This is a genomic window from Mucilaginibacter sp. Mucisp73, from assembly GCF_059491465.1.
Genome location: NZ_CP168507.1, coordinates 3343352 through 3355511 on the forward strand (window position 1 = coordinate 3343352; position 12160 = coordinate 3355511).

General features: G+C 41.1%; 9 protein-coding genes. 3 read left to right on the top strand and 6 right to left on the bottom strand.

Annotation, left to right across the window (positions count from 1 at the left end; genetic code table 11):
- Nucleotides 1-31: 31 nt before the first annotated feature.
- Both ACEN82_RS13930 and ACEN82_RS13935 read right to left on the bottom strand, forming a co-directional pair.
- On the bottom strand, nt 32-1279 hold the full coding sequence (locus tag ACEN82_RS13930; RefSeq protein WP_188831743.1) for a Pycsar system effector family protein: 1248 nt from the start codon (nt 1277-1279) through the stop codon (nt 32-34).
- Between the two features lie 492 nt (nt 1280-1771).
- Complete coding sequence (locus tag ACEN82_RS13935) at nt 1772-4795, bottom strand: glycosyltransferase family 117 protein (RefSeq protein WP_413320023.1); 3024 nt, start codon at nt 4793-4795, stop codon at nt 1772-1774.
- Between the two features lie 360 nt (nt 4796-5155).
- Between ACEN82_RS13935 and ACEN82_RS13940 the strand changes: the two genes are divergently transcribed.
- Entirely contained in the window at nt 5156-6784 is a 1629-nt protein-coding gene (locus tag ACEN82_RS13940; RefSeq protein WP_413320025.1) for a gliding motility protein RemB, read from the top strand.
- Between the two features lie 62 nt (nt 6785-6846).
- On the opposite strand, the gene ACEN82_RS13945 is transcribed toward ACEN82_RS13940, so the two are convergent.
- On the bottom strand, nt 6847-6990 hold the full coding sequence (locus tag ACEN82_RS13945; protein ID WP_413320027.1) for a hypothetical protein: 144 nt from the start codon (nt 6988-6990) through the stop codon (nt 6847-6849).
- 101 nt (nt 6991-7091) lie between these two features.
- Between ACEN82_RS13945 and ACEN82_RS13950 the strand changes: the two genes are divergently transcribed.
- Nucleotides 7092-8147, top strand: a complete 1056-nt coding sequence (locus ACEN82_RS13950; protein ID WP_413320029.1) for a winged helix DNA-binding domain-containing protein — start codon at nt 7092-7094, stop codon at nt 8145-8147.
- A gap of 45 nt (nt 8148-8192) precedes the next feature.
- Nucleotides 8193-8963 carry a DNA-formamidopyrimidine glycosylase family protein gene (locus tag ACEN82_RS13955; RefSeq protein WP_413320031.1) on the top strand — a complete coding sequence of 257 codons (771 nt, stop codon included), beginning with the start codon at nt 8193-8195 and terminating at the stop codon, nt 8961-8963.
- Between the two features lie 105 nt (nt 8964-9068).
- Here ACEN82_RS13955 and ACEN82_RS13960 read toward each other — a convergent pair whose 3' ends face one another.
- The 3 genes from ACEN82_RS13960 to ACEN82_RS13970 all read right to left on the bottom strand — a co-directional run bounded on the left by ACEN82_RS13960 (nt 9069) and on the right by ACEN82_RS13970 (nt 12107).
- Nucleotides 9069-9473 (bottom strand): hypothetical protein, encoded by a 405-nt coding sequence (locus tag ACEN82_RS13960; protein ID WP_413320033.1) that lies wholly within the window; start codon nt 9471-9473, stop codon nt 9069-9071.
- Nucleotides 9474-9769: 296 nt separating this feature from the next.
- On the bottom strand, nt 9770-11311 hold the full coding sequence (locus ACEN82_RS13965; RefSeq protein WP_413320035.1) for an MFS transporter: 1542 nt from the start codon (nt 11309-11311) through the stop codon (nt 9770-9772).
- Nucleotides 11312-11414: 103 nt separating this feature from the next.
- Nucleotides 11415-12107: a hypothetical protein gene (locus tag ACEN82_RS13970; RefSeq protein ID WP_413320037.1), complete on the bottom strand. Its 693-nt coding sequence runs from the start codon at nt 12105-12107 to the stop codon at nt 11415-11417.
- Nucleotides 12108-12160 lie beyond the last annotated feature (53 nt).

The window sequence follows — 12160 nt, forward strand, 5'->3', positions numbered from 1 at the left end:
TAGATTTTGTTTTTGGCAGTACCCCGACCGCCTACAGTAATGAAGATATGATGAATGCTACTACCGATACGATAAGGCCAAACATGAATATATTGTACGATGCCCTGAGCAACCTGTATTTTTTGCCAAGTACAACACCCTGCGAATAGTTATCGCGGATTAAGCTGCCGTACAGAAACTCGCGGTCTTCCATCATTTTCTCCATACCGTCGCTGTAATCCTGGTATGACATACGGTAGAAGTTACCGAAAAACAACAGGTTAACTGTTTTTTTATTGATATCCTCGGGTGTAAACAAACCCGGCGGAATTGACGGACGGGTTGAAAGTATGGAGAAGATCATAGTAGCCAAACTAACCGACAGGAGCATGAAAGTTGGGATCAACAAATTTGAATGCTCATCAAGCTTACGCAGCACCAAACTGATAATTGCCGAAAGGATGATGGAGTTAACCGTGATCATAATATGGGCTTTATTATCGGCCATATCGCTTAAACGCTGATGGTTGCTGGAGCTGATCCTGAACATTGTTTCGATACCGCGGTCGGGCCTGTCATTCTTATGTTTTTTACCACCGTGATCATCATCATGGTCTTTGTCTTTATCCTTCTCTTTTTCGTGCGTGATGACAGCGTCCCCACCTGCATCAGCTATAAGAATTTCCGGTGTTTCCTTCACTTCCACATCAGCCTGCTTTTCTATCAGTTTTTGCAGGTTTTTATGTTTTTGATCGTTAAGCAGCAGTCGGCAATAATCAGTATAGTATTCGTGTCCCTGCAAAAATTCGATGTTGTAGTTGCGCCATTCATCCTTATCAATATCATGCTTTTTGATGGCTTCCATCTCTTTGCGCAACAACTTGTTTTTATCGCGAAAATCATCTGTACCTAAATGAAACAAATCTGCATCGCAGATGATCTGTTGCAATAAATCGGCAGGGCTTTGCGGCATTTTGGTTGCCAAAATACAGCCGGATACCTTATCGATAACAGCTTGCTCAACTTTATGCTGTTTAAGAAAATGTGTAGCCAGCGCAACACTTTTTGATTCGTGATCTTTTTTATCGGTGAAGTACCCCGTATCGTGAAACCAGGAAGCGGAGATCACTACAAAAAAATCTTCATCACTTAACTGATAGTGGTTAGCTATCTGGGTGGCCGCTGCAACAACATCTTTAGTATGCCTCAGGTTATGATAAATTAAATCGGGATCATGATGTACGTCAAAATAGGATATAGCGTACTGTTTTACCTGTTCTAACAGCGGTTGAAATTTCATCGTAGTTTTTGTTGTTAAAAGTAAATCAAATTTATTTTAAAAATTCCTATTTGCAGCCATGCACCGGGGAGAAACATCAATTTATCGGACATTGTTTATGCAAAAGGCAAGAAAATGGTTGCCCTTGCATTTGCAAACCTTATACCACACAAACATATCATTGATTTTCAACAGCTTGAATTCAATCAACAACAATTACGTGGCGATATTTCGTGAGATGTCGATTTTTTTTGTCGATTAAAGGCTAAAGACCATGACAATTGAGCCACGGCTTACATTGTGAAACAAAGCAGTTGGTACCCTAATTATCATACTACCGATAATTGTATTATATGTATGCTATGATCGGGCCAGATTCGTTTAAATTCAATCAAAAAGATTATAGAAAATTCAACCGTAGATACGAGCAAATCCATTAACTGCAGTTATAAACCACCAACAAAGCCACCCCGAAACCGGGATGGCTTTGTCAATAAATATCATCAAGAGTTACTATTGACCTCCGCCTAATACAGCACGGAATTTTGATTCGTAACCCTTTAACTGGTTTTCAAATTTGGTAGCAAGAGCGGTTTGATGGTTGTCTTTGGTAAACTGCACCAGCCCGTTCAACACTTGCATGCCTATTTGTACATCGCGCCCGTTAATGCTATTAACATCCTGGCTTAGCAGGTAGGCATTATAATCCAACTGATCGGTAAGGTAATTGTCGATATTGCCTGCCAATTTGTTACCCAACACCACGTCATGAAGCTGATAAGCCAATTGGGTTAAATACAATTTGCGACCGGCAACATCTACATACGGGTAAATATCAGGCAGCTCAGCATCATATTTCTGAACAACTTTTAATGCTTTATCGTTTTTACCTTCCTGAACAAGGTTTTGAGCCAGGTCAAGGAATGTAGTTACCATTACCGGGTAAAACATCGAGGTCGACTCATGATCAAGATATTTGGCTGTTTTGAACTTGCCGAATTTAAACTTGTTCATCACGTTATCATACATTACATCAGTATTGGTTTTGCTCAACTGATCATGTAAAGCTGTATCCGGCTTAAATGGAATCAAGTGATAGGTAAAACCTTCTTTGTACAGGTAAGGTTGCAAACCTATCAGGTTTTCGTTACCAATGGTAGTAGTGAAGCAGATAGGGCGCTTCCAGTGGTTATGCGCCAAAATATCAAACATGGCCAAATTCTCTTTGGTTACATAGTTTGATGTATATTTCCACTCCATGGCGGTTGCAAGCTTATCTTTCTGATCGGCTTTTATTACACCGTTTGCAATTACCTCATCAGGGTTAACCGTAACTTTCAGATTTTTGGTCGGCAGGTAGTTGCCATAGTCGCCGCTTTGATATTGTACCTGCGTAGCCTTATCATCAGAAGTAATAAAATCAAACACTTCTTTAATATCCTGATATCCAGGTAGTTTCTGATCGTTAAAATAAATAACGTCCCTCACCCCTTCTTTATATTTATCAAAAGGCATAGTGATAGGAAGCGGCTCAGAACTGTTCATCTTTTTCTGCATCTGACGAATGTACCAATCGCCGGTAAACAAACTGAGGTTTACAATCCGCACATCCGGGCGGATGCCTTCAACTTCCTGATCGTACCACAATGAGTAGGTATCGTTATCGCCATAAGTAAATAAAATAGCATTCGGCGGGCATGAGATGAGATAATTATATGCCATGTCATGCGGCGTCATTTTGGTTGAGCGGTCATGATCTTTCCATTCTTTGGCAGCCAACAGCACCGGGCAAACCAATAAACCAATCACGGTTGAACCGATGGCAGCCATTTTAGCGTCGATATATTTGCGGCCAAATTCGGCGATGGCAATTACGCCAAGACCTATCCATATGGCAAAGGCATAAAACGAGCCTACGTATGAGTAATCACGCTCGCGCGGCTGCACTGATGCCTGGTTTACATACAACACAATGGCCAAACCGGTGAAGAAAAACAGCAAGCCAACAATCAACGCATCTTTACTGCGGCGGTTAACGTGGAAAAACAAACCTATTAAACCAATTATTAATGGCAGGGCGTATAGCGGAGTATAAGTAGTAGCCGCAGTTACTGATTTTGGTAAATGTTTGCCACCGTCAAACAAACCGGTTGTCCAGTTGCCGTCAATACCTTCGGTGCTGGTTTGTCCGTCAGCATCGTTATAACGGCCAACAAAGTTCCAGAAAAAGTAACGCCAGTACATTTGGTACATTTGCCAGCTAAACATCCATTTCAGGTTATCGCCCATAGTTGGGGCCTGCCCTTCGGGAATCCTCAGCCATTGCTTGTAAAACTGCACGTCGTTAGGATCGGTACTGTACATACGCGGTAGGGCTGTAGTATGGTCATACACATAATCAGTTTTACGACCTGCATTTTCATATTTGGTTTTACCTTTACGATAAATGATACTACCCTGTTTTTGATCCGTAACCTGCGAATCATACATGGGGCCGGTTAGCAAAGGTACTTCACCGTACTGGATACGGTTAAGGTAACCGTAAAGCGTAAAAGCGTTATCAGGATGTGAGTTATTTAAATTAGTATTAGCAGTTGCACGAATAGGGATATAAGCGAATGAGCCATATCCAAAGTATATAAATGCAACGCAAAGTAAAGCCAGGTTTAATACAGGTTTCTTTTTGCGGATGCTGTACAGGATCCCCAATACCAGTGCAACAACTATCAGCAGGATGAAAAAGAATGCTCCGGTACCAAAGCCCATCCCTAAGGAGTTGACAAAGAAAAGATCGAAATAAGCCGCAAACTTAATGGTATATCCCCTGATGCCATATTGTACCAGGCCAAGAATCACTACCCCTGCCAAAAAAGTCAGGATGCTATTACCAACGGTAATATTTTTGGTTCGGCGGAAATAGTAAACCATTGCGATGGCCGGTATAGTCAACAGGTTTAACAGGTGGATCCCTATGGATAAACCGATAACATAAGCTATAAAAACAATCCATTTATCAGCACCTGGCTCATCGGCATGTTCGTCCCACTTAAGGATCGCCCAAAACACAATAGCAGTACATAGTGATGACAGGGCAAATACAATGGTTTCGACAGCCGAAAACCAAAACGTATCGGTATATGTGAAGGCCAGGGCACCAACAAGGCCGGCCCCCATAATTACATATAATTTATAACCGTCAATAGCCTCATCTCGTTTTTCAACCATCAGTTTTTTGGCAAAAGCAGTAATTGTCCAAAATAAAAACATAATAGTTGCACCACTGGCCAATGCCGACCCCATATTAGTAAAGAAAGGTACTTTAGTGTTATCGCCAAATGACAATAACGACAAAACCTTGCCTATCATGGCAAAAACCGGGTAACCAGGTTGGTGGGCTACCTGTAAACGGTAGGCACATGAAATAAATTCGCCGCAATCCCAAAAGCTTACAGACGGCTCTAATGTTAAAATATAGGTTATTGAGGCTATAACAAAACAAAGCCAGCCTAACAGGTTATTGATTTTTTTGTACTGCATTTAATAATATCAATTGATTTAATAGCGCGGCAAATATCATGATTTTTATAACTTATTTAAAAAAAACACCTGCACGTGACAAAATTTAACATTAATTAACTTTTTGAAGTACTGGGATTAAAGAAATTTTATTTACCGTTCTCCACGAACAGGCATATTTCAATCTACTTATTTAATAACTATAAACCTGCTTTATTGAATAATTAATTCAATGATTATGACCGGTTAACCAGGTATCAATGTCCAAATCAATTTGCATAATTTTAATATATCAGAAACAACCTGCGGGGCATGTATGTATATATCCTTATTTACCAATGAAATTTTTAACTTAGAACAATTAATACTTATTTTGTTGTAATGCAAAAACTCTACTTCCTAAGCTTTCGAAAAACATTTATAATAGCTGTAATTGCCTTATTTACATCGCAATTAGCAAAAGCTCAATCAGTTTATTTACCTAATTCATACCAGTTGTATCAAAAATTCAATTCGGATATTTATTCTGTAAAAAACTCGGTCCATACTTCATTGCGTCCTTTTTTAATTGACAGCACTATTTTGCATACCTATGATTCGGTAATGAATGTTGGTGTTAAAGACCGCAAAACCTGGGGCGGGCGTAAATTATTTAATGAACACCTTTTTGACGTAAAAGCAAAAGAATATACTTTTTATGCCGATTATATTACCGATCTGCAAATAGGCAGGGATTTTAACGCCAGTCATTCAACAAATCTAAATACCCGCGGGTATCAGATAGGCGGTACTGTGGGCACCAAGTTTTCGTTCTATACCAGTGGTTTTGAAAACTCTGCGAAATTTGCTTCCTATTACAATGATTATATTACTGCCGGCGGCTTCATACCTGGCCAGGCCTATGCCAGGAAATACACAGGTCAAGCACGAAACTCACAGGATTGGTCGTATGTAACAGCTATTCTTTCTTATTCGCTTACTAAAAAGTTAAATATTACCTTAGGAGAGGACAAAATGTTTATTGGTGATGGTTACCGGTCAGTGCTCCTGTCCGACTTTGCCGCCAATATGCCGCTTCTCAGACTTACTGCCGATCTTGGCCCCGTCCGCTATATGATAGCCTGGGCTTATATTGAAGATCTTTATTTTAACGTACCAAAATTTGATAATTTTGGAAGCAATCGTCGCAAATGGGCTTTATTCCATTACATCGACTGGAATATAAACAAACGTGCCTCGTTTGGCATGTTTAACGCTTTGATTACGCCTGAAGCTGATAACCAGGGCAACCGGGCAGGCTTTGACGCCAATTTTGTAAACCCCATTCTATTTGCAAGTTCCCTGGGCCCGAGCGGTTATCAAAAAGACAACGTATTCTTAGGTTTTAATGCCAAATACAAGATTTTTGATAAAGCTGCCCTGTACGGACAGATCATGTTCGACAGGTTCAAAGGCAGCGATTTCTTTTCGGGCAACAGTACCGATAACACCAACGGCTGGCAATTGGGTATCCGTGGCGCAGATATTTTTAAAGTTAAAAGGTTAAACTATCTATTTGAATATAACACTGTTAAGCCATACACTTACAGCAACCAGCAGTCAATAAGCAGTTATTCATTTTATGGCGATCCTCTGGCCCACCCTTACGGAGCAAACTTCAGGGAACTTTTGGGCATTTTGAATTATTCGGTTGGCCGGTTTGATTTCCAGGGGCAACTTAATTATGCCAAATATGGACTTGATGCCACAAAGACTGAAAATAACGGCAAAATAATTATCAAGCCTTTTATACCTTCGGCAAATACTACAACTACCATAGGCCAGGGTATAAGCACACAGCTTTATTATGGTGAAGGAACTGTTGCTTACATACTTAACCCAAAGTATAATTTACGCCTGGAACTTGGCGCATTGTACCGCCAGGAAAAAAACGATCAGAAAGATTCAAAAAACACCATGATCACCTTCGGAATAAGAAGCTCATTCAGAAATTTATATCACGATTTTTAACTACCCGATAAGCGTTACGAAGTTTTTCAAACTTCGTAACGCTGTAATTTGAAGAGCCTTTCCTACCCTTTCTTCTTCCTTAAGCCCACAGACAAGCCAACGGCAACACCAATTGCTATACCTACACCAACGCTGTGCAAGGCTAAGCCAACAGCAATACCGACAATCATCCCGCCTGCAAAATAATTAGGATCTATCCTGTTCATCCGTTCATCAAAATAAGCCTCTCAAATTAAATCATTTTTCCTGCTGACAAACAGTTGTCCTTAAAATATATTTATTTTGAATAATATCAAAGCAGATTGACATGACCACACGTGATATAGCTAATCTCCGGGTTTATAACCAACACCTTAACCACGATAAATTCAAAAAGCCCGAAGAGGTGGTTGGCTATATGTGCGCCATGCAGGCGCAAGAATATGCGCATGCCAAATGGGCAATTGGGTTACGTATGTCATTTCCATCGGACAAGGCCGTGGAAAAAGCCATGACCAACGGCGCTGTCTTACGAACCCATGTACTAAGACCAACCTGGCATTTTGTTTTACCTCAGGATATCCGCTGGATGCTTGGCCTTACCGCTCCAAGGATCAACGCGGGCAATGCCGCCATGTATAAAAAACAGGAGGTTACCGATGCAATTTTTAATAAAAGCTTTGATGTATTTACAAAAGCCCTGCAGGGCGGCAAACAGCTAACCCGTACAGAAATTGCCGCTGCGCTAAATCAGGCAAACATAGCTACCGACGATCTCAGGCTTACCATATTACTGATGAAAGCCGAACTGGAGCAATTAATTTGCAGCGGGGCAAGGCAGGGCAAACAGTTCACCTATGCTCTGCTCGACGAACGGGCACCTGTGACACCAGCCATATCTCGTGACGAAGCGGTAACCAGACTGGTTTTGCGGTATTTTACAAGCCATGGCCCCGCTACAATAAATGATTTTGTACATTGGAGCGGCCTTACAGTTGCCGATGCCAAAACCGGGATCGAAATAAATAAAGACCAGCTAAGTAATATCATCATTGAAGGGGTAAGCTATTGGATAAGTACTGATGCCGATTTCAGTACAGCAAAAAAAACAGGGGCTTACCTTCTGCCTGTTTACGATGAGTTAATTATAGCGTATAAAAATCGCGATGCCATGATACCGGCCAGGTTTCGGGATAAAATGGGGGCTATTACTTTTTTCCCAACCATATTGGTCAATAACCAGGTGGTTGGCAACTGGAGCCGGAATATGGGCAAAAAGAATATTGATATTGAGCTCAAACCATTTAACAAACTCAATAAGGCTCAAAACCAGTCTATTGAAAGCGCCATACAACGTTTTAAAAAGTTTAATGGTCTCGGATAACAAACATTAATTACAACAACAAGTTACTTATAAAAACAACATATTATGCCCGAACTACCCGATCTGCAGGCTTTTAGCCATAACCTGCAAAAAATACTTGCAGGTAAAACCGTTAAAAAAATAGAAGTACCTAACGCTAAAAAACTAAATGTTAGCGTACACGAATTAAACGAGGTATTATGCGGACAAAAGCTCGAAAAAGTATATCGCGAAGGGAAGGAACTGCACATTAAATTTAGCAAAGGCGATGTACTTGGTCTGCACCTGATGCTGCACGGTAAACTGTTTTTGTTCGATACCAAGAACGACAACAAGTACAGCATCATCGAGCTGCACTTTGATGATCGCAGCGGATTAGTACTGACCGATTTCCAGGGGATAGCGACGCCTACCCTCAACCCCGAAAAAAAGGACGTACCCGACGCGCTTGATGCCGATGCCGAGTATTTGAGAAAGCGCCTGGCAAAAACAAAAACCAATATTAAAACTGTACTGCTTGATCAAAAGATTATGAGAGGCGTCGGCAATGCGTACGCCGATGAGATTTTATGGCACGCCCGCATATCTCCGTTCTCCATAAGCAGTAAAATACCGGAGGCCAAACTGAAAGACCTGGTTAAGGCAATAAAATCGGTATTGGAAGATGCAGAACAAAATATCCTTAAATCAAACCCCGACATCATTAACGGTGAAGTTCGTGATTTCATGGATATTCACAATTCAAAGAAAAAACACAGCCCAACAGGCGCCGCGATCATAATTAACGAAGCATCGCGGAAAACATATTATACTGATGAGCAGGAATTGTTCGAGTAAATCTCGCAGGGTTTAAAGAAGAGTATTTAACGTATTTTACTGCGCTCGTTTGCAATGAGCGCAGTTGTTAAAAGTCTCTCCTTTAGGGCAGATTTAGAGGGGCATCTACTTCAACTTTTTCACCAGTACATTAAAATCAACACCAACAATCGGAATCTTCTTCCAAGGTTGGGTTTCACCATCCTTATGGAAGGTGCCGCCGTTAAATAAGCCGCAGGCAAATCCAACGTTGGAGTTGGTTTTGGTTGTCAAAAATTCAATAGAAACCACAATATCACCGGCCACTTTAACATTGTATGGCGATAAGTCTACAGTGGTTAATTGATGATTTTCCACATTGTCGTATTTTTTAATATAGCCTTTTATTTCGTCTTTAACCAAATTAGCTTCATTTGGAAACTTCCCGGCCATTTGGTAAACATTTACTTTAAAAGGAATGCTATCGCTTGATCGGTTTTGAGTATGAAAGTTCAGCGTAAGTAATTGTACCTGCTTTTTACCAGCATTCATTTCAATACCAACCTGCGCACCTTTAACAGCATAAGGTATTATTGGATGAGCCGCTTTTGGGTTTGTTACCTATCGTTTTGGTTTTATCCTGGGCGGATACGCTAACGGCAACAAAGCATAAAAAATATAAGGCAACGAGTTTTACAAAATTTCGGGAGAATGTCGATTTGAACATAACAATAAGCTTTAGATAGATTTGTAAGGTAGACGATAGTGATAAACAAATGGTTGCAACCCCGATCTGATTTTTTTAGCATCTACGCACAGGCACTCTATATACGTCTTTTCAAAAACAATCACTCCTTCTTAACAGCACTATTCCTGATAAAAATAACCGACATCAGCGCACCCAGGAAACCAAGGCCGGCGCAGATCCGCATAATATTGCCATAGGCCGAAATAAATCCGTTGTGATAGGCAATCTCGACTGCCTTTTTGTTGGATCCGTCGATACCGGCGGGCACTTTAGCATTACCTAAGTTGGCCGATTGTTCCATAACCGCCTTTTTATCTTTTTCATTAAGGGATAACTTTTTCAACTCCCCCCGCATCGCTCCCGAAAAAAACAAAACCGCCAGGGCGCCAAAAATGGCATTGGCAAAAACATTGGCAATCCGGGTCATGGCATTGTTAATGCCCGATGCCGTGCCCGAAAAATGATCACTTACCGACCCCATTACCGTTGCCGTAAGCGGCGCTACCGTTAATGACATGCCGAATCCAAAAACAAGCACACCGGGGAAAAAGCTTGTCCAATAATCGGAAGGGCCTGTAGTTTGTTTGATGAACGACAACATTAATAGCCCTGCTCCCGCCAAAGCCGGGCCGATGATGAGCAATAAACGCGGACCTTTTTTATCGGCAATAGCTCCTGCATAACGCGCAATGGAGATCATGAGCACAGTAAAAGGTAAAAATGTTAACCCAGATTGCAGTTGGCTATACCCCTGCACCTGCACCATGTTTAGTGACATGAACAGCATACCGCCACCCAAACCCGCATACAGAAAAAATGTAAGCAGGTTTATCCCGCTAAAGGTTTTATTGCTAAACAGGCTTAGCGGCATCATGGGATGTTTGCTTGTACCTTCTATGCAAATAAAAACAATGAGCAATAATAAGCCCAGAGCTAATGATCCGTAAACCTGCCAGCTATTAAAACCTACCGCCGGCATCCGCAGAAAACCAAATGTTAGCAAAGCAAGCCCTGATGCAATAGAAATAGCCCCGGGAAAATCAATGGTTTGGTCGGTACTATCATCCTTGCTTTCGGCAACCTTGCGCCACAGGATGAGTAAAGCTACCATCCCTATGGGTATATTAATAAAGAATATGTACCGCCATAAACCGGCGTCGGCTAAGGCGCCACCCAATACCGGGCCGCCCATTGTAACTACCGTGGTAATGGCCGACCATGTTCCGATAGCCTTGCCCCTTTCTTTTACATCGATGGATGATGAAATAAGCGAAAGGCTCCCCGGAATCATTAGTGCACCTCCAATACCCTGTATGATCCGAAAAACAATGAGATAAAAAACACCCGGTGAAAGCCCGCAAAGGGCCGATCCGGTTATAAAAATAAAGATCCCGATCATGAATACCTTCTTTCGTCCCAGTTTATCGCCGAGCGAGCCGCCTATTAAAATAAGCGAGGCAAGCATCAACAGGTAGGCGTTCAGGATCCAAAAGAGATCGGCTCCCTTGGCATCAAGGCTTTGCTGTAATGCCGGCAGCACCACATTAAGTGCTGTACCATCAATAAATGCCATGGCCGAAGCCAATATCGCCGAAACCATGATCCATTTGCCGGCCGGGCTGCCCAATGAAACTGTAGCCATATTTTATAAGGTTGTAACTGAAAGGTTTATTACAAAGTTGCAGTAAATGATCGGATTAAACGGAGCCTAAAAAAACAATTTAAAGTATTGCAAAAAAATATGACTATCGCCTGAAAACACCGATATTTTCCGGGCAAAGCAGGATCAGCAGAAATATAGCAGAAAGATTAAGCCATAAAACCTCCGACTCGTTTACTGCCGAAAATAGCATTATCAAAATAGTTAATATAATTATTGCGATAACGTGGTTGCGGTGCGGGATAGGAATTCCGATTCTATCAATAAATCGTTTAGCCCTAAAATTACTCCGATATATAAACGGCAATATCAAAAAGTAAAAAGCACTTGCGGCTATCAAAATCCAATAGAGCACGATTTTGCCGGTCTCATTAATTTTAATTATTCCATTTGCATTTGACCCCAATATTGCGGTGTTGGCTTTAAAAAGCGAATGGGTTGATAGATGAAAAAGATCAGGCAAACTGCTCATTTTTTCGGCGATAAAAAACAGGCTTGTTATCCCGGTTAAAATTAAAACCACGCAAAACTGGATGCTGCGATAGCGCGAAAGCCTTACTATATATACTGCCGACGCTATAAAAATTACAAGTAACAACAATACTGTGAAGTATCCTATAAAACCGCCATAGCGATTGTATATCATCTCAAAATATCCTTTATCAATGAAGAAGAGTATGATAGCCCCTATAGTGAACACGATCATTAATCCGAATATCAACGTCTCAAACTTTGTTAAGCTGTTCTTTTTACGGGCAGTATTATAAGTATTGAGCACGGCGATAATTTTATGAATGATTGTAATAACTAACAAAAACTTACCAAGACATG

Excerpts from the sequence above, each read along its gene's own strand:
- ACEN82_RS13930 (WP_188831743.1), bottom strand. The coding sequence starts at position 1,279 with ATGAAATTTCAACCGCTGTTAGAACAGGTAAAACAGTACGCTATATCC.
- ACEN82_RS13935 (WP_413320023.1), bottom strand. The coding sequence starts at position 4,795 with ATGCAGTACAAAAAAATCAATAACCTGTTAGGCTGGCTTTGTTTTGTT.
- ACEN82_RS13940 (WP_413320025.1), top strand. The coding sequence starts at position 5,156 with ATGCAAAAACTCTACTTCCTAAGCTTTCGAAAAACATTTATAATAGCT.
- ACEN82_RS13945 (WP_413320027.1), bottom strand. The coding sequence starts at position 6,990 with ATGAACAGGATAGATCCTAATTATTTTGCAGGCGGGATGATTGTCGGT.
- ACEN82_RS13950 (WP_413320029.1), top strand. The coding sequence starts at position 7,092 with ATGACCACACGTGATATAGCTAATCTCCGGGTTTATAACCAACACCTT.
- ACEN82_RS13955 (WP_413320031.1), top strand. The coding sequence starts at position 8,193 with ATGCCCGAACTACCCGATCTGCAGGCTTTTAGCCATAACCTGCAAAAA.
- ACEN82_RS13960 (WP_413320033.1), bottom strand. The coding sequence starts at position 9,473 with ATGAATGCTGGTAAAAAGCAGGTACAATTACTTACGCTGAACTTTCAT.
- ACEN82_RS13965 (WP_413320035.1), bottom strand. The coding sequence starts at position 11,311 with ATGGCTACAGTTTCATTGGGCAGCCCGGCCGGCAAATGGATCATGGTT.